This is a genomic window from Streptomyces sp. NPDC104367, from assembly GCF_055583825.1.
On record NZ_JBVJND010000003.1, the window covers coordinates 295130 to 320214 of the forward strand.

The window sequence follows — 25085 nt, forward strand, 5'->3', positions numbered from 1 at the left end:
CCGACGCTAAGGCGGGACACCGCAAGCGTCAAGACTTTTCACAGGTGTTGATCGAAGCGCTTTCTACTGCGAGCATGAACTAGCAGGTGAGACAGTAGATTTCGACGATCCGACGCACGCACGGACGGAGTTGATGACACCGGGCACTTTGCGCTCGGGAAATTGAAACGTTCAATTCATGATGCGCCGGATGACCTCGGCCGCGCTCTCCTCGCCGGTCAGGGCCGACACCGCGCAGCGGACCTCGAACTCCATGTCCTTGGCCCTCGACCGAACGGCCCCGTCCCGGACCGGGTCGAGGAACGACGACCGGTGCGGAGCGAGGTACAGCGACGCGAGGTCCGTGTCCCAGTCGGTGGTGACCGTGACGATCCCGTGGTCGTCGTCGGCCATGTGGTCGGCGAGGCCGCGCAGCAGGGTGAACGCCCAGACCGTGCCGGGGAGCCGGAAGTCGACACGGGCGTCGAGGTCGACGGTGAGGGAGCCGCCGGCCGCGTCGTACCCGAGCGTCAGCCCGCCGTCCCCGTCGTCCAGCGCGAGCAGCGACCGGCCGTGGTCACCGTCGATCCACTCGTCGCACACCCGAACGGCGTCGGCCAGCCCGGCCCGACGCCCCGCACCACCGCCGGCCCCGTACATGCCGGCCCACTCCCCCGCCGACCACGCGGACGCCCGCACGGCCGGCGCCCGCAGCCACTCCCGCAGACGCCCCTGCGCGATCACCACCGCCGCACCGGCCGTGACCGACTCCGACATACACCCCTCCGAGCCCTCCGGGCTTCCCCCGAACCCCCTGCCCCGGACGCTAACAACCCCCACTGACACCACCCACCGCGACGCCGGCCGCACCCCGGATCGCCCGCGGCCGGAGGCCGCCTCGCGCACGCGGCCGGTGACCGCCCGCACCGCGGACTCCGGCTGCCGCAACGCGGGCATCGCGGCGGGTGGGGCCGGTGCCGTGCCGGTGGGCGCCCGTCGAGCGGCCCCGCGGACGTCACGGGCCCGCCCGGTTGCCGGTGGCCGGTCCCGGCACGCGAAAGGCAGGTCCTCGCAGGCCAGGACGGGGAGAGCGGGCGGCGGGCGGATCGGCGCGCCCGTTCCGTCATTCACTGACGGCACGTCACATCCCTTTGTGTGATGTGTAATTCAGGCCGGACGACTGGCGCCGTGCACCTCCCGGCGGGTATGTCATGGCTCTGTCACCATCGGCACCTCCCGTCACAGCGAAGGGATTTCCCGTGCGTCTGCGCACCCTGCGCGTCCTGTGCTGTTCCGCCGCACTGGCCCTGTCGGCGCCCGTCCTGCTCCCGGGCACCGCCTCGGCCGCGGTCCCGACCTTTTCGGTCTACCTCCAGAACTACGTCACCGGCCTCAACGCGGCCGACAGCGGCGGTACCGTCGCCGCGCACAACCCCAAGGGCAACGAGGACCACCAGCAGTGGACCGCCGTCGCGGTCAGCGGCGGTTACCAGCTCCAGAACGCCGACGAGTCCGGCACCTGCCTGGGGCGCAGCGGCACCGCCGCGGTCACCGCCGCCTGCGGTGCGGACGGCACCGTCTGGACGGTCACCGCCGGGGCCGACAGCACCTACACGGTCACCGCGCCCGGCACCTCGCAGTACCTGACCGGCTCCTCGTCGGACAGCGGCACCGTCCAGCTCGGTTCGTCGGGCGATCTCGCCCGCTGGTATCTGACCCCGGTCTCCTACGCCACCACGGCGATGCCCTCCGCCGACACCCGCACCCTCGACCAGGTCACGTTCCTGACCGCCCACAACGCCTTCGCCAACAGCTCCGACGGCAACTTCGCCTCGTTCCCGGTCAGTCTGTTCCCGAACCAGAACTACGGCATCAGCCGCCAGCTCTCGGACGGGGTGCGCGGGTTCATGCTCGACGACTACACCGTCTCCGGCCAGGCCGTGCTCTGCCACAACAGCTGCGACGGCGTCAGCAGCCCGGTCCCGCTCGCCACCGACCTCCAGCGGATCGTGGACTTCCTGAAGGCCGACCCGGGCCAGTTCGCGACGGTGTTCCTGGAGGACTACGCCTCCTCCGACGTGCTGAAGTCCTCGCTGGCCGCCGTCAGCGGACTGTCCGACGTGCTGTACCGGCCCGACCAGGAGGGCGTGGCCACCAAGGGCTGGCCGACCATGGCCGATCTCGCCGCGCGCGGCAAGCAGTTGCTGGTCTTCAGCGACCGGACCCGGGCGAGCGACACCGCCGCCGGCTGGGCCGCGCGGGACACGTTCGGTGTGATGTACCAGCGCGAGTGGACGGTGGAGAACTACTGGTCCATGGGCGCCGGTCTGGGCGACTCCGACTGGTCCTGCTACAGCCGGTGGGGCACCGGCAGGCCGCTCACCACGGACTCGTCCGCGTTCCACCCGCTGTTCGTGATGAACCACTTCCGGGACTACCCGATCGCCTCCACCGCCGCCACGGACAACGGCAAACTCCTCAACCGCGCGCAGAACTTCTGCACGCCGGCCGCCCGGAAGAAGCCCAACTACGTGGCCGTGGACCGCTACGACACCGGGTCGCCGACCGCGCTCAGCTCGGTGGGCACCCTGAACGGCTACATCCTGACGCCGGGCCAGTGACGGCCCGCCGGCCGGGGCGTCGCGACCGCCGCCCCGGCCGGTTCAGGCGCCGTCCCCGTCCCCGTGCCCGACCCTGCCCGCATCCCCATGCCCATGCCCGTCCCTGTCCCTGCCCATGTCCATGTCCATGTCCATGGAGAGAGTCGGTCCGGCGGCGACGATCGCGTGCACGGTCTGGGTGACGAGCTGGCGGTCCAGCGGTGCGTGGGCGAAGGCGCGGTGCATCGGCCAGCCCTCGATCAGCGCGTCGAGCGCGCGCGACACGCCGGGCGTGAAGTGCAGGGCGAGACTGTCCCGGCTGCGTTCGAGCCAGGTGCGGGTGGTGACGGAGACCGCCTCGTCGTGGTTGGCGTAGGCGTACATCTCGAAGATGAGCGTCATGTCGCGGTCCGTGGCGTAGGCCGGACCGCAGATCAGCTCCACGACGGCGGCCTCGGCGTCGGCCGTGGAGGCGGCGGACTGGAGGGTCCGCCGGTAGAGCTCGGACATGGTGTCCGACAGCCGCGCGAAGGCCTGGGCCAGCAGGTCCGACATGCCGTCGAAGTAGTACGTCAGGGAGCCGAGCGGGACCTCCGCGTGCGCCGCGATCTTCCGGTGGGTGGTTCTGTGCACACCGCCCTGCGCGATCACGTCGAGGGCCGCATCCAGAATGCGCTCCTTGCGTCCGGGATCGTTCGGGATCTCGCGTCGTGTGCCGCTCACGCCCTCAATGTGCCATGGGTTGACCGCCGCGGAGTGTGTACAGATGTACAGGTGAGTGTGTACGGTCGTACAGACTTTTGCACGGAACACCTCTGGAGCCACCGCCCATGACCGCCGACCTCGCCCGGCGCCGTACCGCCGTATTCGTCCTGTTCTTCGCCCCCGGCCTGACGATCTCCTCCTGGGTGACCCGCACCCCGGACGTACGCGACCTGCTCGGCGCCTCCACGGCGCAGATGGGCCTGATCCTCTTCGGGCTGTCGGTCGGCTCGATGATCGGCATCCTGTTCTCGGGCGGGCTGGTGGCCCGCTGGGGTGCCCGGCTCGTCGTCCTCGCCGGTACGTCGGTCATCGCGGCCGGTGCCGTGGTCGTCGGCGCCGGGGCCGCCACCGGTTCGGGACCGGCGGTCGCGGTGGGCCTGGGCCTGTTCGGGCTGGGCATGGGCGGCGGCGAGGTGGCGCTCAACGTCGAGGGCGCGGAGGTGGAGCGGCTGCTGGGCCGCTCGACGCTGCCCGCCATGCACGGCTTCTTCAGCCTCGGCACCGTTCTCGGCGCGGTCGTCGGGATGTGCCTGACGGCGGTCGGCTTCCCCGTCGTCGTCCATCTGGCCGTGGTCGCCGCCGTGGTGCTGGCCGCGCTGGCGCTGGTCATCCGGAACGTCCCCGCCGAGGTGGGCCGCCGGACCGCCGCCGCGAGCCGCGAGCCGGGGGCTGCGCGCACCGCGGTGTGGAAGGACCCCGCGCTGCTGCTGATCGGCTGCGTCATCCTCGCCCTCGCCATGGCCGAGGGCACCGCGAACGACTGGCTGCCGCTGGTGATGGTGGACGGGCACGGCTTCGACGCGGCGCTGGGGTCGGCCGTGTACGCCGTGTTCGCCGCCGCGATGACCCTCGGGCGGTTCGTCGGCGGGCGGTTCGTGGACCGGTTCGGGCGGGCCGCGGCGCTGTGCGGGAGCGCGCTGGTCGGGGCTGCCGGACTGGCCCTGGTGATCTTCGTGGACAACCAGGCGGTCGCGGCCGCCGCGGCCGTCCTGTGGGGTCTCGGGGCGTCGCTCGGGTTCCCCGTCGCGCTCTCCGCGGCCGGCGACTCCGGCGAGGACTCCGCCGCCCGCGTCGCGCTGGCCGCGACCGTCGGCTACGTCGCCTTCCTGGTCGGCCCGCCCTCGCTCGGTTACCTCGGCGAGCACTTCGGGCTGCGGCAGGCGCTGATCCTGGTGCTCGCCCTGGTGGTGGCCGCCGCGTTCGCCACGCCCGCCGCCCGTTCGCCCAAGGAGGTGCGGGACACGGAGCCCGTCCGCGGGTGACGTACACCGGTCGGCCCGGGGACGCGCGACGCCCTCGGCCGGCCGGACGCATGCCCGGGGCAGGCCCCGGGGCCCGGTGGAAGGCCTCGCTCACAGCCCTCGCGGACGCCCGGCCGTACACGGACGCCCGGCCGTACACGGGGGCGGCGGCCGTCACCGGGGTCCGGCCCGCGAGCGGGAGCGGCGCGTGACGCGGGCGCCGCCGGACGGGTCACCGCAGGAAGGGCACGCCGCGGCCGCCGCGGAAGAGCCGGCCCGGCGAGCGGCGGCCGCCGGGTGGGGCGGGGCGGGGCGCCAACCGCAGCTCAGGGCTCCCTGCCCGGCGCTCAGTGCTCCCCGTCCACCGAGGCCCGCAGCCGGGCGCTGGCCATGCGCATGTGTTCGGCCATGGCCGCGTCGGCCGCGGCGGGGTCGCGGCCCCGGACGGCCTTGAGGACCGCGTCGTGCTCGCAGAGGGTGCCGCTGACCGTGCCCTCGATGTCGCTGACCCGTTCCATCCACACCTGGAGCAGCGCCCGGATGCTGTGCAGGATGTCGCTCAGCACGGAGTTGCGGGCGATGCGCGCGCACTCCAGGTGGAAGGCGATGTCCGCGTCGATGAACGCCTTCACGTCCCCGCCCGCGTCGCGCATGTGCTGGAGGTGCCCCTCCAGCAGCGCCACGTCGTGGTCGGTGGCCCGCTCCGCGGCCAGCCGCGCGGAGACGCCCTCCAGGTAGGTGCGGACCTCCACCAGGTCCTGGGTGCGGCGCTGTCCGAGCATGAGGCCCCAGTTGATCGCCCGGGGCAGGAACTCCGAGGTGCCGGCCCGCACGTACGAGCCGGAGCCGGGGCGGATCTCGATGATGCCGAGGACGTCCAGGGCCGACAGCGCGCCGCGCACGCTGGACCGCGCCACGCCGAGCGCCTCGGCCAGCTGCCGTTCGGCCGGCAGCCGGGTGCCGGGGCGGATGTCGCCCGCCGACAGGTGGTCGAGGAGCCGCTTGGCGACCTCGCTGACGGAGGACTCGCGCACCACGGGACGCAGGAGCTGCGCGAGGTCGGGAGCGCCGTCGGAGGGCTGCTGATCAGGCTGACTGGTCACGGTCACCAGTCAACCAGATGCCGTCGGCACCCGACTGACCAGGCACTTCATGCGCCCCGAGGGTCCGAATTGTCAAGAGTCGGGAAGCGGTCGAATCCGTGACGGTCGCCACACTGGTAAATTGGTGACCAATTTGGGGTGGAGGCATAGCGTGAAGGAGAACCGGTCGGCAGCGTCCTGTCGCGGCCGCCGGTGTGACCCACCCCGGACGGAGTTGTCCGGGCGAGCCGAGGAGTCGCCCATGGGTGCCGACGCGCCTGCCATGGCAGTAGAGAGAACTGCCATCAAGAAGGTCTCAGTCCGCCTCGTACCGTTCGTGGCACTGATGTTCTTCGTGAACTATCTGGACCGTACGGCCGTGTCCTTCGCCGAACCCAACGGGATGGGGTCGGATCTGGGCCTGACGGCGGCCCAGTTCGGCTTCGCGTCCGGGATCTTCTTCCTCGGCTACATCGTGCTGGAAGTGCCCAGCAACATGGCCCTGCACCGCTTCGGCGCCCGCCGCTGGCTGGCCCGGATCATGGTGACCTGGGGCATCGTCTCCCTCCTGTTCACCTGGGTGAGCAGCAGCGACCAGCTCTACGGCCTGCGCTTCCTGCTCGGCGTCGCCGAGGCCGGGTTCTTCCCCGGCGCCATCCTCTACCTGAGCCAGTGGGTGCCCTCGCGCCACCGCACCAAGATCCTGGGCCTGTTCTACCTGGCCCAGCCCCTCACCACCGTCTTCGGCGCCCCGCTGGCGGGCTGGCTCATCGGCCGCCACGGCCTGTTCGGGCTGGAGGGCTGGCGGGTGATGTTCCTGTTCGTGTCGCTGCCCGCGATCGCGCTGGGCGTCATCGCCTGGTTCTACCTGATCGACAAGCCCGCCGACGCCAAGTGGCTGACCGCCTCCGAGCGGGAGTGGCTGACGGCCGAACTCGCCGCGGAGAACGCGGGCAAGACCGGCCACGAGGACCGGCACACCCGGGCGGACCTCAAGGCCGCCTTCGTCAACGGCCGGGTCTGGTTGCTGGCGCTGGTCTACTTCGGCTTCGTCTACGGCCTGTACGCGCTGGCGTTCTTCCTCCCGACGATCATCAACGGCTTCCAGGACCAGTACCACACCACGTTCAGCGTGATGGACAAGGCCTGGATCACGGCGATCCCGTACCTGCCCGCCGCCGTCGTGCTCTTCTTCTGGACCCGGCACGCCACCCGCAACGGCACCCGCACCTGGCACATCGCCGCCCCCGCGATCGTCGGCGGGATCAGCATCCCGCTCGCGCTCTACATGGGCTCGCCCGCGGCGACGGTCGCCGTGATCACCGTCACCGCCTGCTCGATCTTCGCCGCCCTGCCCGTCTTCTGGTCGGTGCCCTCCCGGTTCCTGACCGGAGCCGCCGCCGCGGCCGGCATCGCCCTCATCAACACCGCCGGGAACATCGCCGGTTTCGCGGCCGGCTACATCACCGGCTGGCTCAAGGACTGGACCGGCGGCTACTACGCCCCGCTCTACCTCGTCGGGTTCTTCATGCTGCTGTCGGCCGCGCTGATGTTCTGGCTCGCCGCCCGCGACCGCACCGCCGAACCGGCCCCCGGAACCGAGCACCAGCCCATGGAGGCCCTTCGATGACCCGCCTGTTCAACGACCCCGCCGCCTTCGCCGACGAGGCCCTGGAAGGCTTCGCCGCCGCCCACCGACGCTGGGTGCGTCCGGTCACCGGTGGCGTCGTACGGGCCGCCGGCACCCCGCGCGGCGAGGTGGCCGTGGTGATCGGCGGCGGCTCGGGCCACTACCCGGCGTTCTCCGGACTGGTCGGCCGGGGACTCGCGCACGGCGCCGCCGTCGGCAACGTCTTCGCCTCCCCGTCCGCCCGGCAGATCCGCAACGTGGCCCGCGCCGCCCACGCCGGGGCCGGTGTGCTGCTGATGTACGGCAACTACGCCGGTGACGTCCTGCACTTCGGCCAGGCCGCCGAGCGGCTCACCGCCGAGGGCGTCGAGACCCGCACCTTCGCGGTCACCGACGACATCTCCAGCGCGAGCCCGGCCGAGACCGCCAAGCGCCGCGGGATCGCCGGGGACCTCCCGGTCTTCAAGGCGGCGGCCGTGGCCGCCGAGCGCGGGCTCACCCTGGACGAGGTCGCCGCCGTCGCCGCCCGGGCCAACGACCGCACCCGGTCCTTCGGCATCGCCTTCTCCGGCTGCACCCTGCCGGGCGCCGACCACCCGCTGTTCACCGTGCCGGAGGCCCGGATGGCGGTCGGACTCGGCATCCACGGCGAGCCCGGCATCGGCGAGGAGCCGCTGCCCACCGCCGACGAGGCCGCCCGGCTGCTGGTGACGAGCCTGCTGCGCGAACTCCCCGGCGGGGTCGACGCGCCGGCCGGGCAGCGCGCCGCGGTGATCCTGAACGGGCTCGGCTCGGTCAAGTACGAGGAACTGTTCGTCGTCTACCGCAAGGTCGCCGAACTCCTCGGCGAGGCCGGGGTGGAGATCGTCGACCCGGAGGTCGGCGAGCTGGTCACCAGCTTCGACATGGCGGGCGTCTCCCTGACCCTGACCTGGCTGGACGAGGAGCTGGCGGCGCTGTGGCAGGCCCCGGCCGACGCGCCCGCGTTCCGCAAGGGCGCGCTCGACGCGCCGGAGCAGGCCGGGCCGGACACCGCCCTCCAGCAGCACGACGACCAGGACGACCTCCTGATCCCGGCGGCCTCCGACGCCTCCCGCGAGGTGGCCGCCGTGGTGCTCAGGGCCCTGGACGCCGTCGCCGACACGGTCGACGCGCACGTCGAGGAGCTGGGCCGGATCGACGCGGTCGCCGGTGACGGCGACCACGGCATCGGCATGCAGCGCGGCTCCACCGCCGCCCGCCTGGCCGCGGCCGACGCCCATGCCCTGGGCGCGGGCGCCGGCACGGTCCTCACCCGGGCCGGCGACGCCTGGGCCGACAAGGCGGGCGGCACCTCCGGCGCCCTGTGGGGCAGCATCCTGCGCGCCCTCGGCACCACGATCGGGGACCGGGAGAAGCCGGCCGCGGCCGTCGTCTCCGGCGGGGTGACACGTGCCAAGGACGGGGTGGTCCGGCTCGGCGGCGCCGAGGTCGGCGACAAGACCATGGTCGACGTCCTCGTCCCGTTCGCCGCCGCCCTCGCCGCCGCGACGGCCGCCGGCGCCCCGCTCGCCGACGCCTGGGGACAGGCCGCCGGCACCGCCGAGGCGGCCGCCGCCTCCACCGCCGGACTCCTCCCCCGCAAGGGCCGGGCCCGGCCGCACGCCGAGAAGTCCCTCGGCACCCCCGACGCGGGCGCGCACTCCCTCGCCCTCATCACCCGCGCCGTCCACGGCGTCCTGACCGACCGGCACTGACCGGCACTGACCGGCGCACCCGCACCGACCAGCACCGCCCCGCACCGCCCCGCACCTACCTGCACCTACCTGCACCTACCTGCACCTACCTGCACCTACCTGCACCGAGGAAAGACACATGACCGACAAGCTCCGTATCGTCGTCGGCTCCGACGACGCCGGCTACCAGTACAAGGAAGCGCTCAAGCTGGACCTCCAGGGCAGCGGCCTGGTCGCCGAGGTCACCGACGTGGGTGTCGACTCCGACGGGCACACCGCCTACCCGAAGGTGGCCATCGCGGCCGCCGAGATGGTCGCCCGGGGCGAGGCCGACCGCGCGCTGCTGGTGTGCGGAACCGGGCTCGGTGTGGCGATCGCCGCCAACAAGGTGAAGGGCGTCCGCGCCGTCACCGCCCACGACTCGTTCTCCGTCGAGCGCGCCGTCCTCTCCAACAACGCCCAGATCCTGACCTTCGGGCAGCGCGTCATCGGCCTGGAGCTGGCCCGCCGGCTCGCCGCCGAGTGGCTCACCTACCGCTTCGACGAGAGCTCGGCCTCCGCGGCCAAGGTGCAGCTGATGAGCGACTACGAGAACGCCGACGGCGAGGCGGCGGCCTGATGTCCGTCCCCGCCTCACGGCCCGTGCTGCTGGGGGTGAGCCTGAAGATGTACTTCGGCCACCACGAGACCCTCAACTGGGCCCGCAGGATCGCCGACCTGGCCGACCGGCACCCGGCGGTCGTCTCCGGCGCCGCCCGGCTGTTCGTGCTGCCGGCCTACCCCGCGCTGGTCCCGGCGGCCGGGATCCTCACGCCGTACGGCATCGCCGTCGGCGCCCAGGACCTGGCCGCCGAGGACACCGGGCCGTACACCGGCGAGGTCGGCGGCCCGGTCCTGAAGGAGATCGGCTGCCGTTACGCCGAGGTCGGTCACGCCGAACGGCGCCGGCTGTACGGCGAGGGCGACACGGTCGTGGCCGCCAAGACGGCCGCCGCGCTGCGCAACGGGCTCACCCCCGTCCTGTGCGTGGGCGAACTCAACCGGGGCACCCCGGCGCAGGCCGCCGAGCGCACGGTCGCCGAGGCGGACCGGCTGCTGCAGAACCTCTGCGGCCCGGTGGTCCTCGCCTACGAGCCGCAGTGGGCCATCGGCGCGCCGGAACCCGCCTCCGCCGAGCACATCACGACCGTCTGCGCGGCGCTGCGCGCCTGGCTGGACACCCGCCCGCAGCACCCCGACTCGGCGGTGATCTACGGCGGCAGCGCCGGCCCCGGCCTGCTGACCCGTCTGTCGGGCGCGGTCGACGGGCTGTTCCTGGGCCGGTTCGCGCACGACCCGGCGAACGTCGCGGCGATCCTCGACGAGATCCGCACCCCGGCGGGGGTGGCGTGATGGCCTACGGCATCAGCACCTACGCGTACTTCTGGCGGATCTCGGAGCGCGCGCCGCGGCCGATGGCGCTGACCGAGATGCTGCGGGACACCGCGGAACTCGGCGGCCGGGTCTTCCAGATCTGCGACTACCCGGCGATCGAGTCCTACGACCGGGCGCAGCTGGCCGACGTCCGCGCCACCGCCCGCGACCTGGGCCTGACCCTGGAGCTCGGCACCCGGGGCGTGGGCACCGCGCATCTGCTCGCCTACCTGGAGCTGGCCCGGCAGCTGGACGTCACCCTGGTGCGGTCCATGCTGAACACGGCCGGCCACCGGCCGGACCCGGCCGAGGCGACCGCCCTGCTGAAGGAGAGCGTGCCGTCGTACGCCGACGCGGGGGTGACGCTGGGCCTGGAGACCTACGAGCAGGTCTCCACCGACGACCTGCTGACCGTCGTGCGCGGCGTGGACAGCGAGCGGCTCGGGGTCGTGCTCGACCCCGGCAACAGCGTGGCCCGGCTGGAACGCCCGGTGGACGTGGTGGCGGCGACCGCCCCGTACGTGGTCAACATCCACGTCAAGGACTTCGCCTTCACCCGCCGGGACGGCTGGGTCGGCTTCACCTACGCGGGCTGCCCGCTCGGCGAGGGCCTCCTCGACCACGCGGGCATGATCGCCGCCGTACGGCCCGGGGAGCGCGGCATCAACCAGATCGTGGAGCACTGGCTCCCGTGGCAGGACGAGGGCTTCGAGGCCACCGCCCGGCTCGAACACCAGTGGACGCAGCACAGCATCGACACCCTTCTGAGGAGCGAGTAATGGCCACCGAGATCCAGACCCAGGTCGACGTCAGCACCGTCGCCGTGATCGGGGCCGCCGGCAAGATGGGCCAGCGAGTCTCCAACAACCTGGTCAAGAGCGACTTCCGCGTGCTGTTCAGCGAGGCCTCCCCCAAGGGCCAGGAGCTGGTCCGCGGTCTGGGCCGCGAGCTGACCGAGTCCGCCGCCGCGGCCGCCGAGGCCGACGTGGTGATCCTGGCCGTCCCGGACGTCGTGCTCGGCAAGGTCTCCGAGGAACTCGTCCCGCTGATGAAGCCGGGCGCGGTGGTCCTCACCCTGGACCCGGCCGCCGCCTACGCCGGGCTGCTCTTCGCCCGCGAGGACGTCCACTACGCGTGCGCCCACCCCTGCCACCCGTCGGTGTTCCTGGAGCGCACCACCAAGGAGGAGTGGCAGGACACCTTCGGCGGCATCGCCGCCCCGCAGGAGGTCGTCGCCGCGTACGAGGGCGGCGACCAGGCCAGGCAGGACCTGGCGGAGTCCGTGATCCGCGTGATGTACGCGCCGGTCGTCGACGTCCACTGGGTGACCGTCAAGCAGCTGGCCGTGCTGGAGCCGACCCTCGTCGAGACCATCGCCTGCATGGTCGGTGCCCTGCTGACCGAGGCGCTGCACGAGACCGTGCACACCGTCGGCGTGCCGGAGAAGGCCGCCCGCGCGATGCTGCTCGGCCACACCCAGGTCGCCCTCGCCAACACCCTCAAGGGCTCCAACCCGTTCTCGGACGCCTGCCTGATCGCCATGGACTACGGCCGTGAGTCGATCGTCCGCGACGACTGGAAGAAGGTCTTCGACGACGCCGAGCTGGACAAGGTCATCACGCGCATGCTGAAGATCAAGGAGATCAAGCGCTGAACCGTCCCCCGAGAATTCGGTGAGCGTTACACCGACCCGCCCTCCGTCCGGCGGGCGGCCGGTGGGATGATCACCGTGTGGGGTCCGGAAGAACTCGTTCGGCGCCGGACGCGCCGATCCGTCACGCCGCAACCCGGCGTCCCTGACCACCGAGTGGAACGTCCGTACCCCGGAAGAAGGGGAAGAAGAGTGTCCGTGTTTCAGCGCATCCTGGTCGCCGTGGATCCCAGCCCCGCCCGTGTCGCCGCCGTACGGCTGGCCGGCGAGCTGGCGCGGCTGACCGACGCAGAGGTCCGCGTCGTGCACGTCGTCGCCTCCGCCGCCTCCGTCGCGACGGTGGTCCCGCTGGAGGACGACGCCGACGCGAGGGCCGTGCTCGACGCGGCGCTGGCGGCCCTGCGCGGCCAGGGCGTCAAGGCCGAGGGCACCCTCCTGCGGGGGCTCACCACCCAGGTCGCGGGCGCCGTCTGCGACACCGCCGAGGAGTTCGGCGCCGACCTGATCGTGCTGAGCCCGCATCACCGGGGCGGCATCGAGGCGCTGTTCGACCCGCGGGTCAGCGACGCGGTCGCCCACCGGGCCCGCGCCGCGGTCCTGCTGGCCCCGGCCGACGCCGAGCAGGCCTGACCACGACGCACCCCGGGCCCGCCGCGGATCGCCGTCCGCGGCGGGCCCGGGGTGTTGCGCGTCCGCAGGCGCCCCGGCGCGGCGGCCGTCGTCAGGCGGTCCAGACGCGGTCGGCGTAGTCGAGGAAGTTGCGGCCGAGGATCTTCTCGATGCGTTCGCGGCGGTAGCCGCGCTTCTCCAGGAGCCGGACCAGGTCGCGGAACTGGTCGACGCCGCGCAGGTCCACGACGAAGGGGTAGGTGTCGGCGCGTTCGCCGGCCGCGCCGACGCCGGCCGCCTGCCGGGCGGCGACGTGTTCGGCGAGGGCGGTGCGGTAGGCGTCGAGGTCGTCGACGGCGGTGACGGTGCCGTCGGTGCCGATGCCGACGTGGTCCTCGCCGCAGACGTCGACCGCGTGGACGATGTGGTCGACGACGTCGGCCGCGCTCGCGTGCCCGGTGGGGCTGAGGAACGGCATGAAGTAGATGCCGACGAACCCGCCCCGGTCGGCGACCAGGCGCAGTTCCTCGTCGGTCTTGTTGCGGGGCAGGTCGGCCAGGGCGCGGCAGCCGGTGTGGTTGACGGAGACGGGCTGCCGGGAGTGACGGGCCGCGTCCAGGCAGGTGCGCTCGCCGCTGTGGGAGAGGTCGACCATCAGGCGGTGGTCGTTGAGGGCCTCGACGACCCGGCGGCCGAAGGGGGTCAGAGCGCGGTTGGCGGCGGCCATGGAGCCGTCGCCGAGGTGGTTGGCCTGGTTGTAGGTGAGCTGGACGACGCGGACGCCCGCCGCGGCGAAGCCGGCGACACGGCTGTCCACGAGGTCGGGGTCCGTGCCGACGGCGACGGCGTTCTGGAAGCCGTAGACGACCCCGATCCGCCGCTCCCGGTGGGCCCGGCGGATGTCGGCGGTGGTGCGGACCTTGAGGAGGTCGGCGGGGTGCTCGCCGATGATCCGGTCCCAGACCGCGATCTCGTCGAGGGTGTGCTCGTACGGCGGCAGGTCGCCCATCGTGTAGCCGAGGGTGATGTTGACGGCGGTCAGGCCGCTGGCGTGGGCGTCGGCGAGCGCGCGGGCGTCCACGGCGAGCTGGCCGCTGGCGGGGTTGAGCTGGGTGGCGGCGGCGAGCGCGGCGGGGGCGTTGGGGTTGTCGAGCTGCCCCAGGGCGTTGACGATCACCGGGCGGTCGGCGGGGTCGGTCACTGCGGGTCCTTCTCGAAGTCGGCGCGGTCGAAACGGTGTCCGCGTCTGACGGTGAACACGATGGAGCGCAGGTGCGCGATGTCGTGGAGCGGGTTCTCCTCCAGGACGGCGAAGTTGGCGAGCTTGCCCGGTTCGACGCTGCCCATGTCCGCCTCGGTACCGGCGGCCCGGGCGCCGACCAGGGTGGCCGAGCGCAGCACGTCGGCGGCGGGGATGCCGCAGCGCCGTACGAGGAAGGCGAGTTCGCCGTGGAGCGCGGGGAACGGGTCGCCGGGGTCGGTCTCGTGGTCGGTGCCGGTGCTGACGTCCACCCCTGCGCGGTACGCCTGGGCGGTGACGGCGGCGGCGAACTCGGCGTTGCGGGCGGCCCGTTCGGCGGACTCGGGGGTGTCGCCGCGGAGTTCGTCGCTGGTCCACATGGAGGCGGTGGCGTCGAGGACGGTGCCGCGGCGGCGCATCTCGGCGAAGAGTGCCTCCAGTTCCGGGGCGTCGCCGGCGGTGAAGCGGTCGTGGTCGACGGGCGGCTTGGTCTTGTAGCTGCTCAGCGGTGCGGTGGGGTTCTCGAAGGCGAGCAGGGTGACGTGGGAGACGCTGTCCACGCCCGCGGCGACCACCTCGCCGGGGGCGGCGGGGAAGACGGCGGCGTGCGCCCAGACGGCGATGCCCTGGCGGTGGGCCTCGGCGGTGACGGCGGCGACGGTCGCGGCGTCCAGGTCGGCGTAGACCTTGACGGCGGCGGCGTGGGTGCCGCGGGCCAGGGCGACGGCGATCGGCAGGTCGGTGCCGGGGGTGACGGCCTGCATCCAGGGGACGGCGCCGGGTACGGCGCCCCGGGAGACCTCGTGGGTGCGGGGGTCGTCGAAGAAGGTGGGCCCGGCCATGAGGGCGGCGTAGCGGATGTCGGGGCCGGGGATCTCGCCGACCAGGGTGGCCCGGGCGAGGTCGCCGACGTGGCGCAGGTCGTCGGCCATGTCACGGACGGCGGTGACCCCGCCGTACACCAGGCGCCGGAGCACCGCCTCGGCGACCGGCCGGTCGGGCGGGGTGGCCAGGTGCTGGTGGGTGTCGATCAGGCCGGGGACGACGAAGCGGCCGTCGAGGTCGACGCGCGGGGCGTCGGCGGCGGGCGGGGGCAGCGGGTCGCCGTCGCCGGTGACGGCGACCAGGCGGGCGCCGTCGGTGACGATCGTGGTGTTCGGCCGGAGCGGGCCGCCGGTGCCGTCGAAGAGGGTGGCGCCGCGGTAGACGGTGACGGTTCCGGCGGGCGGTGCGGCCCAGGGTGTCGGGGCGCCGGGGGGCAGGTCGGTCATGGTCACCTTCGGTCCGCGGAACTCTGATCGCCATGACGGGCGTTGTTACGGTGTACGTAACAGCTGTATCGTGTGGCGAGAACGCAGGCCACTGTACCCGGCAGCCGGCGGACCACCGCAAGGGCCCGGACCGGACAGCGCGCGCCGGGCCGAGAGAGAAGAGCCGCCGCATGCCCGACGCACCTCCCGCCGGAGCACCGCCCCGGTCGGCCGTGGACAAGGCCCTCGACCTGGTCGAGGCCGTCTCGCGCGCGCCGCACCCGGTGCGGCTCACCGAACTGGCCGCCGAGGTCGGCCTGCACCGCGCGACCGCCTACCGCATCCTGCTGGACCTGGTCCGGCGGGGCTGGGTGCTGCGTGCCGGTGACCGCTATCTGCCCGGCGCCGCGGTGCTGCGGATGTCCGCGTCGGCCGCGGGCAACTCCCTGACCGCGCTGGCCCGTCCGGTCCTGGACCGGCTGTCGGCGGCGACCTCGATGATGGTCAACCTCCAGGTGCTGGAGGAGGGCGGCGCCCGGGTGGTCGACGTGGTCCGGCCCGAACGGCTCGCCATGATCAGCCACTTGCGGGGCGAACTGCTGCCGGTACGGCGGTTCGCCGGGCCGCTGGTCCTGGTGGCCGCGCTCGAACCGGAGGCGAGGAAGCGGTGGCTGGGCAGGCTGCCCGAGGACGACGCCGATGTGGCACGGGAGCTGGCCGAGGTGGAGCGGACCGGTGTCGCCGTGGAGCACGGCCGCAACGACAAGCTGGTCGCCTCCGTGAGCCGGGCCGTGGTGCCCGTCGCGGGTGCGCCGGTGTGCGCGCTGACGGTCGTGGGACCGGACGCCGAGTTCGACGGGCCGCGACTGGCGCTCCTGGAGCGGGAGTTGCGGGCGGCCGCCGACGAGCTGGTGCGGGCGCTCACCACCGGCACGGCGGCGGGCCGGTGAGCGGCGTGCTGGTGCTGGACCGTCTGCAGACGGCCGCCGCGCTGGAACCGGCCGCGGTCCTCGACGCGGTGGCCCGGGCCCTGGTCGCCGTGGCCCGTGACGAGGTCTGCGTACCGCCGCGCATCGCCGCGCTCACCCCGTCCGGCCTGCTGGGCGCGATGCCCGGTTACGTCCCCGGGTTCGGGCCGGCCGCCAAGCTGGTGACCGTCACCGCCGACCCCGGGCATCCCGGACGCAGCTTCCACCGGGGGCTGGTGGCGCTCTTCGACGAGCACGACGGACGGCCGCTCGCCCTGGTGGACGCCGAGTCGCTGACCGCGGTCCGCACGGCGGCGTCGGCCACGCACGGCGCGCTGGCGCTGGCGGCCCGTCCCGGTCTCGGCCGGGTGGCGGTGGTCGGCACAGGGGCCCAGGCCCGGGCGCAGCTGGCGCTGCTCGCCGCCGTCCGGCCCGGGGCCGAGGTGACCGTGGCCGGCCGTGACCCGGTGCGGGCCGGCGAGGCGGCCGCGCTGTGTCCCGGTGCGCGGGTGGCCACCGCCATCGAGGCCGCCGTACGCCGGGCCGACGTGGTGTTCTGCTGCACCGGGGCCACCGCTCCCGTGATCCGCCGGGAGTGGCTCTCCCCCGGGGTGCATGTCTCCTCGGTCGGCGGCTCCCACGGGCCCGAGCTCGATGCGGACACGGTCCGGGACGCGGTCCTGTTCGCCGAGTGGGCGGGCGCGGCCGCGTCCCCGCCGCCCGCGGGCGCCCACGAACTCCAGGGCCTCTCCCCCGGCCGGCCGGTCACCCTCCTCGGCTCCGTCCTCGCCGGCGAGCATCCCGGACGCGGCGGCGACACCGGGAGCCTCACCGTCTTCAAGTCCACCGGGCACGCCGCCCTGGACGTCGCGGCGGTCCGGGTGGCCCATGACGTGGCACGGGCCAGGGGGTGGGGGGTGTGCGTGGACCTGTGACCGGGGGACGGCGCCGCACGCCCTCGGGCGCGCCCTACTCGGGGCGGCTGAAGCGGCGGGCGGCCAGGACCAGGGCCACGATGCCGCAGACCAGCAGGACGGCGCCCTCCAGGAGCAGGGGCGGCCGCCAGCCGAACCACTCGATGCCCGGGGTGGCCACCTGGTCCGTCACCCGCAGCGCGATGCAGCGGCGCAGCAGGTCCACCCCGTAGGCGAGCGGGTTGACGGCGACCAGGGCGTGGGTCCAGCCGGGCAGGTTCTGCAACGGGAAGAAGCCGCCGGAGAGGAACAGCAGCGGCATCATCACCAGGCCGAGCAGCATGTGGAAGAACTCGGGCCGCTCCAGGCTCACGGCCGGCAGCAGGGACAGGGCCGTGATCGCGAAGGAGGCCAGCACCATGCCGGCCAGGAGCAGCGCCAGCAGGGGCGGGTCGTAGGGCAGGCCGACGGCGCCGGCCAGGCCGAGCAGGACGGTGCCCTGGACCGTGGAGACGATGGTCCCGCCGGCGCAGCAGCCGAGCAGGAGGGTGGGCCGGCTGACCGGGGCCATCAGCAGTTCCCGCAGGTAGCCGCTCTGCCGGTCGGTGATCAGACGGATGCCGACGATGATGGCCGGTGCCTGCACCGTCATCATCAGCATGCCCGGGAAGAGGTAGGCCTGGTAGCCGACGCCCAGCGAGGAGTCGGGGATCAGGGCGGCCAGGCCGCCGCCCAGCACGAAGAGGTAGAGCACCGGCTGGACGAGCATCAGGCCGGTGTGGACGGGCTGGGACGCCAGGCGCAGCAGATCGCGGTGGACCAGGGCGTGCACCGCGCGCAGTTCGTGGCGCAGCGGCGGCCTCGGTTCCCGGCCCGCGCCGCCGGGGGCGGCGGGGTCGTCGGACGTGCCGGTGGTGTCCGGGGCCGGGAGGGCGGGTGCGGTCATGGGGCCTCCTCGGCCGCCGCGGCGGGCCCGTCCGGAACCGGGGAGCCCGGCGCGTGGATGCTGCGGCCGGTGTGGTGGAAGAAGACGTCGTCGAGGGTCGGCGGGGTCGCGGACGCGGCGTGCACGGCGATGCCGTGGGCCTCGAGTGCCGCGCACAGGCGGGGAATCCAGGCGCTGCCGCCCGGCACCCGCAGGGAGATCCCCTCGGTGTCCAGGGTGACGGCGACGCCGGGCGGCGCGGTCCGGCCGACGACCTGCCGGGCCTTCGGGTCGTCGCCGGTCCGCAGCACCACCCGGTCGTCGCCGATCGCGGCCTTCAGCGCGTGGGGCGTGCCCTGGGCGACGAGGCGGCCCTGGTCGAGGATGCCGAGGCGGTCGCAGTGCTCCGCCTCCTCCAGGTAGTGGGTGGTGACGAAGAGGGTGCTGCCGTGCCGGTCGCGCAGCAGCCGCAGATGCTCCCAGACCTGGGCGCGGGCGTGCGGGTCGAGTCCGGTGGTCGGTTCGTCCAGGAACAGCACCTGGGGCGCGTGCAGCAGGCCACGGGCGAGCTCCAGACGGCGGCGCATGCCTCCGGACAGGGCGCGCACCGGGGAACGCCGCCGGTCGGCAAGTCCGACCGTGTCGAGGGTCTCGGTGACGCGCACGCGGGCGGGGCGGCGGCGCAGTCCGTAGAGGCGGGCGTGGATGTAGAGGTTCTGTTCGGCCGTCAGGTCCGGGTCCAGGGCGCTGTGCTGGAAGAGCATCCCGACCACTCTGCGTACCTGGTCAGGCCGGGTGAGCACGTCGACGCCCGCCACCGTGGCCTGTCCGGCGGTGGGGCGGGCCAGGGCGCACAGCAGGGCGAGCGTGGTGGACTTCCCGGCGCCGTTGGGGCCGAGGAAGGCGAAGGTCTCGCCCCTGAGGACGTCCAGGTCGAGGCCGCGGACGGCGTCGGTGGTGGTGCCGTCCGGGCCCGCGTAGCTCTTGACCAGGCCGCGGGTGCTGATCGCGTACTGCGGCCGGGCGGCGGACGGGGTGCGGGCCGGGCCCGCGGGGGCGGTGGTCGGGGAGGTCGCCCGGGTGCGGGCGCCGTCGGCGGCGGGTGGCTGCATGGTCGGGTCCTCGTCCACGGGGGTGTCTTCCACGGGCCTGCCGGCCGCAGCGGCCTGTGCTCCGGCCGGTGGCAGCGCGGGGGCAGCCACCGGCCGGAGGTCTGTCGGCTAGGCGCAGCTGACGCCCACGCAGACGGTGTTGAGCAGCGTCAGCAGGCCGACGCACGCACACGTACCGCTGAACTGCGCTCCGTCGACGCCGACCGGGTCGGTCTCCGGAAGGGCGTGCAGGTGGGCCAGCAGCTCGAGAGCCTGGTTCTCCATGACATTCTCCTTCTCTGTGCGGTGGCGGCAGGGAGGTCCCTGTCGCTCAGCCCGGCTGCTGGACGGTCCAGTGCCGGGGGTCTGTGTGGCGTGTCCTCAGGAGGAACGCCAGGATTCCTGCGGCGCCGTCGCTCCAGCTGGTCGAGACGTCCCCGTACTCGTTGGGGAGGACGACGTGGCTGCCGCGGCGGGCGCTTTCGGAGACGATCAGGCGGGCCACGTCCTCGGCCATCGCCAGGTAGGACGGGTCCCCGGTGGCCTCGGCCATGTCGAGGAGGAAGTCGCCGTTGCCCGCCAGTCCGTGGCACTGGGCGACGGCGGCCCGGGAGGAGCGCTCCACGACGGCGTGGGCGGCGCCGCGGGCGAGGTCGCCGAACCGTTTGTCCCCGGTCCGCCGCCAGAGCCGGACCAGGAAGGATCCGATGCCGGCCGAGCCGTGGCACCAGTACGGGGCCGTGGGCAGGTCGGTGGCCTGGGCGGGCCACTGGGCGGCCCGGCCGACCATCACGGCGTTGGCCACCAGGTGTTCACCCGCCGCCAGGGCCAGTTCCAGGTACTCCAGCCGGTGGGAGACGTCGGCGGCGGCGAGGAGGAAGCAGCCGATGCCGGCGCTGCCGTGGGCGAAGCCCAGGTAGCGTTTGCCGGCCTCCTCGGAGACGGCCTCGGCGGGGACGGGCCAGCTCACGCCCGACGGTTCCGGCTGTGCGGCGGCGGCCAGCAGGTCGGCCGCGTCGACGACCCGTTCGGCCAGGCGCGGGTCACCGGTGCGGTGCCACAGGTGGGCGGCGGCGAGTCCGCCGCCCGCGCTGCCGTGGGTGATGTCGTGACTGAGCGTCGACTCCAGCGGGGCCAGTGCCAGGGCCACCGCGTGGTCCGTGAGGGCGCGGTCGTCTACGGCGCGTCCGGCGTCGTACAGCGCCCAGGCGATCCCGCGGCCGCCGAAGTGCAGGCCCGGGCGGATGGAGCCGGTGTCGGTGCGCGCGGCGATCCAGTGGCCCGCGGTGGAGATCAGCTCCGGCAGCCGCGGGTCGCCGCTGAGCTCGAAGTACCGGGTCAGGACCGCGAGTACGCCCGCCGCGCCCTGCTGCACGGTGCAGGGGTCGGTCTCGCCGGCCAGGGTGGAGACCGGCCACAGCCGCGGTCCGCCGTCCGGGGTCATCGATTCGACGAGGTGGTTCACCATCCCGGTGACCGCGTCCTGCGTACCGGTGCCCGGCGGGCCGGTCCGCGCGGGTCCGGCGGGCCGCCCGGGTGGCGCGGGGTCCGTGCGGCGCAGGGCCTCACGGGCTCTGGCGGGGTCCCAGCGCTCGGCGGGATCGTCCCTGGTCAGCCCGAGGATCATCGCCGTCAGCCCGTCCGGCAGGCGCAGCGTCCCGGCGCAGGCGGTCAGCCATTCGGCGAACCGCTGCTCCGCGGTTCTGGCGGCCGGCTCCTCGGCCAGCAGGTTCGGTACCTTGCCGGCGAGCACGAAGCACACGGTGGCGCCGAGGCTGTAGTAGTCGGCCGTCGGGGAGACGGGAGCGTCCGCCAGGCGCTCGGGGGCGCTGAAGCCGGGTGTGCCCACCTGGGTCGGGAGCGTGGCGTCGCCCTCCAGGGCGGCGAGCTCCAGGTCGATCAGGCGCAGTTCGCCGTCGGGGCGGACCATCACGTTGCCGGGTGTGAAGTCCCTCAGTACGCAGCCGCGTTCGTGTGCGGCCGCGACCAGCTCCACCAGGCGTGCGACCTGGGCGAGCGCGTCCGCCCGGTAGCGTTCGGCGCCGACGTCGCGGAAGCGTTCGGCGACCCAGTTGCGCAGCGGGACGCCCGGCACCTCCTCCTGGGCGAGGAACAGGTGCCCGCCGGTCTCGAACATGGCGAGCGGCTCGGGTGCCAGTCCGCTGTCCTTGAGTTTCTCCAGCGTCCTGGCCTCGGCCCGCAGCCAGTCGCGGACGTCGGAGCCGGCGGCGTCGCCCTCGACGTGCGGGCGGGCCTCCTTGATGACCACGGGTGCGCCGGTGGTGACGTCGGTGCCCCGGTAGACACCGCCCTTGTTGGTGTGCCGGATCGCCTCCCGGACCGAGAACCGGCCGCCGAGCAGTACCGGCCGGCTCGCGGCCTTCTCCTGCTGCGGTGGCAGCGGCACCGAGGCGGGGAACGGGCTGACGGCCCAGGGGGGCGGGGAGTACTGCCCGGTCCGCTTGTCCTCCACGGGATTGCCGTCGGGGTCCTCGATGAACCAGACCAGCAGGCCCTGGTCCGAGAGCCGCCGCCGGCCGACGAAGGCGCCGTAGCGGTAGTGCACCAGGCTGTTGGGGGCGTAGGGCTGGTCGGACAGGATCCGCGGGCCGGCCAGTCCCTTGGTGGCCCGGTGCAGCTCCAGCGCGATACGGGCCGCGTCGCCGTCGGAGGGCGGGTAGACGGTGATGAACTTGCCCGAACTTCCCCGCGGAGTGGCACGGGAGTTGAGCGCGCTCACCTGGTCGAGGGAGCGGACGAACTTGAATCCCGCCTCCTCGCGCAGCAGTACGTCCAATGCCTTCACGAGGACTTCCGGTGCGGAGCCGGACGTCGCGGACACGTGCAGTTTCCAGCCCTGCCGGAGTCGAATTCCGGACTGGGAGGTGAGGCGGCACCACATGTCGTCCGCGTCGGTCGTCCAACGCTCACTCGTACCCGTTGCCTGTAACTTGTCGCGTAGCAGACTTTCGAGGTCGACTTCCGTCGCGTGGCTCGTCATACGTGTCCCTCTCAACGGTGAGAACCGCCGGCTGGAATTTCCTTTCAGCAAGAAGGAATGTACCGCCCGCACTCGACGAGCGTCACTTGATTCGGCGAGCGCACGGTGTCGTCCGGAAGATTAACGGCGCATTACGGCGCGAATAGAGGCGCACAAGTCCGCAGGTCAGAATACTTCGCCTGTTCGATGACGCGCCTTCCGGCACCCGAGAAGGATAAACAACCGAATTGATGCATTCCGAATAATGGATTCACGAAAAGGCGAATCATCACTTTCGATCAGGGACTCGATTGGTACCGCGCCACACACGGTCGAGAAATCACCACAGAGAAACAAAATCGGTCGCCCCCCGCGACCGCCCCCGCGGACCGCGGTCGCCGGACCCATTGTTTCACGGTACACCTAGATGCATAATGCCGTTATGGACAAGTGGTTCGAAGGCCGGGACGGCGGTGCCACGGCGGCCGGCGTGCAGGATCCCCCGGGGTCGCCGGAGCAACTGATGCTCGCCGTCGAGCAGTTGGTGCGGCATGTCCGGCAGAGCGCCACCGCCGGCGGCCTGAGCACCGCCGCCTCCTCGGCGCTCGCCCGGCTGGGCCGGGAGGGCCCGCTGCGGCTGACCGAACTCGCCCGTGCCGAGGGCGTGTCGCAGCCGGGCATGACCCAGCTGGTCGGCCGGCTGGAGCGGGCCGGACTGGTGGCCCGCACCGCCGACAGCACCGACGGCCGCGGTGTCCTCGTGGAGATCACCGGGACCGGCCTCGACGTCTTCCGCCGCAGACGGGCCGAACGGACCCTCGCCCTGCACGACCTGGTCGAGGAGCTGACCGGGCCCGAACAGCGGGCCGTACGGCTCGCCCTGCCCGCCCTGGCCCGCGTCATCGAGGAACGCCGGAGCCGCGGCTGAGCCGTCCCCCGCTCGCTCTCCCCGCACGGCCTCCCCCGTCGAGGACCGCCCGCTCTCCTGTCCGTCCGCATCCGGAAAGAGGACCGCTGATGAGTGCACCGCATCCCAGGGCCGCGAGCCCCTTCAGGCAGCCGAAGGCCGTGTGGGCCGTGGCGTTCGCCTGCGTGATCTCGTTCATGGGCATCGGCCTGGTGGACCCGATCCTGCCCGCGCTGGCCGACAGCCTGCACGCCACGCCCAGCCAGGTCTCGCTCCTGTTCAGCAGCTATCTCATCGTGACCGCGGTCGCCATGCTGGTCGTCGGCTGGGTGTCCAGCCGGATCGGCGCCAAGCGCACGCTGGTCACCGGCCTCGCGGTCATCGTCGTGTTCGCCGCGCTCGCCGGCGCCTCCGGCTCCATCGACGGCATCGTCGGCTTCCGCGCCGGCTGGGGACTGGGCAACGCCCTGTTCATCGCCACCTCGCTGGCCGTCATCGTCGCCTCGGCGAGCGGCGGGTTCGGCGGCGCGATCATCCTCTACGAGACCGCCCTCGGCCTCGGGATAGCCGTCGGCCCCCTGCTGGGCGGCGAGCTGGGGGCCATCAGCTGGCGCGGGCCGTTCTTCGGGGTCGCCGTCCTCATGGCCGTCGCCCTCGTCGCGACGCTGGCCTTCGTGCCCGCGCCGCCCCGGCCCGAGCGCCGCACCTCGCCCCTCGCCCCGATCGCGGCGCTGCGCCACCGCGGTCTGCTGACCATGGGCCTCATGGCCCTGCTCTACAACTGGGGCTTCTTCACCATGCTCGGCTACGCGCCCTACCCGATGGAGCTCGACGCCCGCCGACTGGGCCTGGTCTTCACCGCCTGGGGCCTGCTGGTCGCCGCGTTCAGCGTGTTCTTCGCGCCCCGGCTCCAGGCCCGCTTCGGCACCGCGCCGGTCCTGTACGCGAACCTCGTCGGCCTCGGCGCGGTGATGGCCGTCATCGCCGCCGGGGTCGGCACGCCCTCGGTGGTGATCGTCGCGGTGATCGTGAGCGGCGTCTTCATCGGCGTCAACAACACCCTCACCACACAGGCGGTGATGGTGGTCTCGCCGGTCGAACGCCCCGTGGCCTCCTCGGCGTACGGCTTCCTGCGCTTCATCGGCGGCGGCCTGGCCCCGTACGTCGCCGGGAAGCTCGCCGACGCCACCGACCTGAGCGTCCCGTTCTACCTGGGTGCCGGTACCTTCCTGCTGGCGATCCCGGTACTGGCCGGCGGGCACCGGCTGCTGCGCGACGCGGAGGCCCGCCTCGGCGGCGGACCGGCCGTCCCGAGCCTGACCCCGGTCGGACGGCGGGCCGCGCCCGGCACGGGCCCGGTCGTCGTGGCCGTCGGGGCGCACGAGCGGGCCGCGGCCGTCATCGACGCCGCCGCCCGGCTCGCCCGGGACACCGGAAGCCCGCTGGAGGTGGTCCACGTCCAGCGGACCGCCGTGGTGGAGGAGCAGGCCGCGGAGACCGAGAGCGCCGCCGAGGCCCGGGCCGCCGTCACCGCCCACCTCGACCGGCTCGCCGCCCGGGGCCTCGCCGCCACCGGCCAGATCCTGGACAGCGTCGGCGACCACGCCGCCGCCGGGCGGGTGCTGGCCCGGCACGCGGCCGAGGTACAGGCCCGTGCCGTGGCCGTCGGACGCTCACCGCGCGGACCGCTCGCCCAGTTCGCCGACGGCAGTCTCACCACCGCCCTGGCGCACGCCGCGACCTGCACGGTCGTCCTCGTCGACCCGGCCGACGAGCCGCTGCGGCTGACCGCGTCCACGCTCGTCGAACTGCGCGACAGCCCGGCCTGACCGTCGCGAACCCCCTGTATTTGACTCGGATTTCAGGTTGTGGGTTCGGTAAGGGAATCTCATTCAACCCACAACTCCCTTCTTGAATCGCGCTCCTTCAGCCCCCGTATTCACCGGCGTACCGCGTTCGGTCGAATGGGAAAGGAGGCGCGGCCGTGTCCTTCGCGAAGATCACACTGGCCAAGAAGGCCAAGAAGAAGGAAGTGGGGTGTGCCGCCAAGGAGGCGCACCACAAGCACCACCACAAGAAGCACCACCGCAAGCACAAGAAGCACGGCAAGTAACGCCACCGCCGG

The 25085-nt window shown here is 73.2% G+C and carries 23 protein-coding genes; 14 read left to right on the plus strand and 9 right to left on the minus strand.

Annotated features, from left to right (window positions below):
* Positions 1–171: 171 nt before the first annotated feature.
* Positions 172–756 carry a hypothetical protein gene (locus tag ACZ619_RS06830; RefSeq protein WP_469595039.1) on the minus strand — a complete coding sequence of 195 codons (585 nt, stop codon included), beginning with the start codon at positions 754–756 and terminating at the stop codon, positions 172–174.
* Between the two features lie 488 nt (positions 757–1244).
* Here ACZ619_RS06830 and ACZ619_RS06835 point away from each other — a divergent pair, with 488 nt between their 5' ends.
* Positions 1245–2600, plus strand: coding sequence for an RICIN domain-containing protein (locus ACZ619_RS06835; protein WP_469595283.1), 1356 nt, complete (start codon positions 1245–1247; stop codon positions 2598–2600).
* A gap of 42 nt (positions 2601–2642) precedes the next feature.
* Here the strand turns inward: ACZ619_RS06835 and ACZ619_RS06840 are convergent, their stop codons facing one another.
* Positions 2643–3302, minus strand: a complete 660-nt coding sequence (locus ACZ619_RS06840) for a TetR/AcrR family transcriptional regulator (protein WP_469595041.1) — start codon at positions 3300–3302, stop codon at positions 2643–2645.
* A gap of 107 nt (positions 3303–3409) precedes the next feature.
* On the opposite strand from ACZ619_RS06840, the gene ACZ619_RS06845 reads away from it, so the two are divergent.
* Positions 3410–4606, plus strand: a complete 1197-nt coding sequence (locus ACZ619_RS06845) for an MFS transporter (RefSeq protein WP_469595044.1) — start codon at positions 3410–3412, stop codon at positions 4604–4606.
* 326 nt (positions 4607–4932) lie between these two features.
* On the opposite strand, the gene ACZ619_RS06850 is transcribed toward ACZ619_RS06845, so the two are convergent.
* A complete protein-coding gene (locus ACZ619_RS06850) occupies positions 4933–5694 on the minus strand; it encodes a FadR/GntR family transcriptional regulator (protein ID WP_469595046.1) in 762 nt (253 codons plus the stop codon).
* Between the two features lie 235 nt (positions 5695–5929).
* Here ACZ619_RS06850 and ACZ619_RS06855 point away from each other — a divergent pair, with 235 nt between their 5' ends.
* The 7 genes from ACZ619_RS06855 to ACZ619_RS06885 all read left to right on the plus strand — a co-directional run bounded on the left by ACZ619_RS06855 (position 5930) and on the right by ACZ619_RS06885 (position 12706).
* Entirely contained in the window at positions 5930–7297 is a 1368-nt protein-coding gene (locus ACZ619_RS06855; RefSeq protein ID WP_469595047.1) for an MFS transporter, read from the plus strand.
* Positions 7294–9033 (plus strand): dihydroxyacetone kinase family protein, encoded by a 1740-nt coding sequence (locus ACZ619_RS06860; protein ID WP_469595049.1) that lies wholly within the window; start codon positions 7294–7296, stop codon positions 9031–9033. The genes ACZ619_RS06855 and ACZ619_RS06860 overlap by 4 nt, the downstream gene beginning before the upstream one ends.
* A gap of 118 nt (positions 9034–9151) precedes the next feature.
* Entirely contained in the window at positions 9152–9631 is a 480-nt protein-coding gene (locus ACZ619_RS06865; RefSeq protein WP_469595051.1) for a ribose-5-phosphate isomerase, read from the plus strand.
* Positions 9631–10404 (plus strand): triose-phosphate isomerase, encoded by a 774-nt coding sequence (locus tag ACZ619_RS06870; protein ID WP_469595053.1) that lies wholly within the window; start codon positions 9631–9633, stop codon positions 10402–10404. Before ACZ619_RS06865 ends, ACZ619_RS06870 begins: the two co-directional genes overlap by 1 nt.
* Positions 10404–11204 carry a sugar phosphate isomerase/epimerase family protein gene (locus ACZ619_RS06875; RefSeq protein WP_469595055.1) on the plus strand — a complete coding sequence of 267 codons (801 nt, stop codon included), beginning with the start codon at positions 10404–10406 and terminating at the stop codon, positions 11202–11204. The genes ACZ619_RS06870 and ACZ619_RS06875 overlap by 1 nt, the downstream gene beginning before the upstream one ends.
* Positions 11204–12079, plus strand: coding sequence for a phosphogluconate dehydrogenase C-terminal domain-containing protein (locus tag ACZ619_RS06880; protein ID WP_469595058.1), 876 nt, complete (start codon positions 11204–11206; stop codon positions 12077–12079). The genes ACZ619_RS06875 and ACZ619_RS06880 overlap by 1 nt, the downstream gene beginning before the upstream one ends.
* A 195-nt stretch (positions 12080–12274) precedes the next feature.
* Positions 12275–12706 (plus strand): universal stress protein, encoded by a 432-nt coding sequence (locus tag ACZ619_RS06885; protein ID WP_469595061.1) that lies wholly within the window; start codon positions 12275–12277, stop codon positions 12704–12706.
* A 91-nt stretch (positions 12707–12797) separates the two neighbouring features.
* Here ACZ619_RS06885 and ACZ619_RS06890 read toward each other — a convergent pair whose 3' ends face one another.
* Positions 12798–13886 carry a dipeptidase gene (locus ACZ619_RS06890; protein WP_469595064.1) on the minus strand — a complete coding sequence of 363 codons (1089 nt, stop codon included), beginning with the start codon at positions 13884–13886 and terminating at the stop codon, positions 12798–12800.
* Positions 13883–15196 (minus strand): amidohydrolase family protein, encoded by a 1314-nt coding sequence (locus ACZ619_RS06895; RefSeq protein ID WP_469595065.1) that lies wholly within the window; start codon positions 15194–15196, stop codon positions 13883–13885. Before ACZ619_RS06895 ends, ACZ619_RS06890 begins: the two co-directional genes overlap by 4 nt.
* A 170-nt stretch (positions 15197–15366) precedes the next feature.
* Between ACZ619_RS06895 and ACZ619_RS06900 the strand changes: the two genes are divergently transcribed.
* Together ACZ619_RS06900 and ACZ619_RS06905 are read left to right on the plus strand one after the other, a co-directional pair.
* Positions 15367–16125 (plus strand): IclR family transcriptional regulator, encoded by a 759-nt coding sequence (locus ACZ619_RS06900; RefSeq protein ID WP_469595068.1) that lies wholly within the window; start codon positions 15367–15369, stop codon positions 16123–16125.
* Positions 16122–17078: an ornithine cyclodeaminase family protein gene (locus ACZ619_RS06905; RefSeq protein WP_469595070.1), complete on the plus strand. Its 957-nt coding sequence runs from the start codon at positions 16122–16124 to the stop codon at positions 17076–17078. The genes ACZ619_RS06900 and ACZ619_RS06905 overlap by 4 nt, the downstream gene beginning before the upstream one ends.
* Before the next feature lie 34 nt (positions 17079–17112).
* On the opposite strand, the gene ACZ619_RS06910 is transcribed toward ACZ619_RS06905, so the two are convergent.
* The 4 genes from ACZ619_RS06910 to lanL all read right to left on the minus strand — a co-directional run bounded on the left by ACZ619_RS06910 (position 17113) and on the right by lanL (position 22074).
* Positions 17113–18003: an ABC transporter permease gene (locus ACZ619_RS06910; RefSeq protein ID WP_469595072.1), complete on the minus strand. Its 891-nt coding sequence runs from the start codon at positions 18001–18003 to the stop codon at positions 17113–17115.
* On the minus strand, positions 18000–19094 hold the full coding sequence (locus ACZ619_RS06915; protein ID WP_469595075.1) for an ATP-binding cassette domain-containing protein: 1095 nt from the start codon (positions 19092–19094) through the stop codon (positions 18000–18002). Before ACZ619_RS06915 ends, ACZ619_RS06910 begins: the two co-directional genes overlap by 4 nt.
* Before the next feature lie 108 nt (positions 19095–19202).
* Positions 19203–19358 carry a VenA family class IV lanthipeptide gene (locus ACZ619_RS06920; protein ID WP_469595078.1) on the minus strand — a complete coding sequence of 52 codons (156 nt, stop codon included), beginning with the start codon at positions 19356–19358 and terminating at the stop codon, positions 19203–19205.
* Between the two features lie 46 nt (positions 19359–19404).
* Positions 19405–22074, minus strand: coding sequence for a class IV lanthionine synthetase LanL (lanL, locus tag ACZ619_RS06925; protein WP_469595080.1), 2670 nt, complete (start codon positions 22072–22074; stop codon positions 19405–19407).
* 502 nt (positions 22075–22576) lie between these two features.
* On the opposite strand from lanL, the gene ACZ619_RS06930 reads away from it, so the two are divergent.
* From ACZ619_RS06930 to ACZ619_RS06940, 3 genes are all read left to right on the plus strand, one after another.
* Positions 22577–22981, plus strand: coding sequence for a MarR family winged helix-turn-helix transcriptional regulator (locus ACZ619_RS06930; protein ID WP_469595285.1), 405 nt, complete (start codon positions 22577–22579; stop codon positions 22979–22981).
* Positions 22982–23070: 89 nt separating this feature from the next.
* Positions 23071–24789: an MFS transporter gene (locus ACZ619_RS06935; RefSeq protein ID WP_469595083.1), complete on the plus strand. Its 1719-nt coding sequence runs from the start codon at positions 23071–23073 to the stop codon at positions 24787–24789.
* Positions 24790–24944: 155 nt separating this feature from the next.
* Positions 24945–25073: a hypothetical protein gene (locus ACZ619_RS06940; RefSeq protein ID WP_469595086.1), complete on the plus strand. Its 129-nt coding sequence runs from the start codon at positions 24945–24947 to the stop codon at positions 25071–25073.
* Positions 25074–25085: the final 12 nt, after the last annotated feature.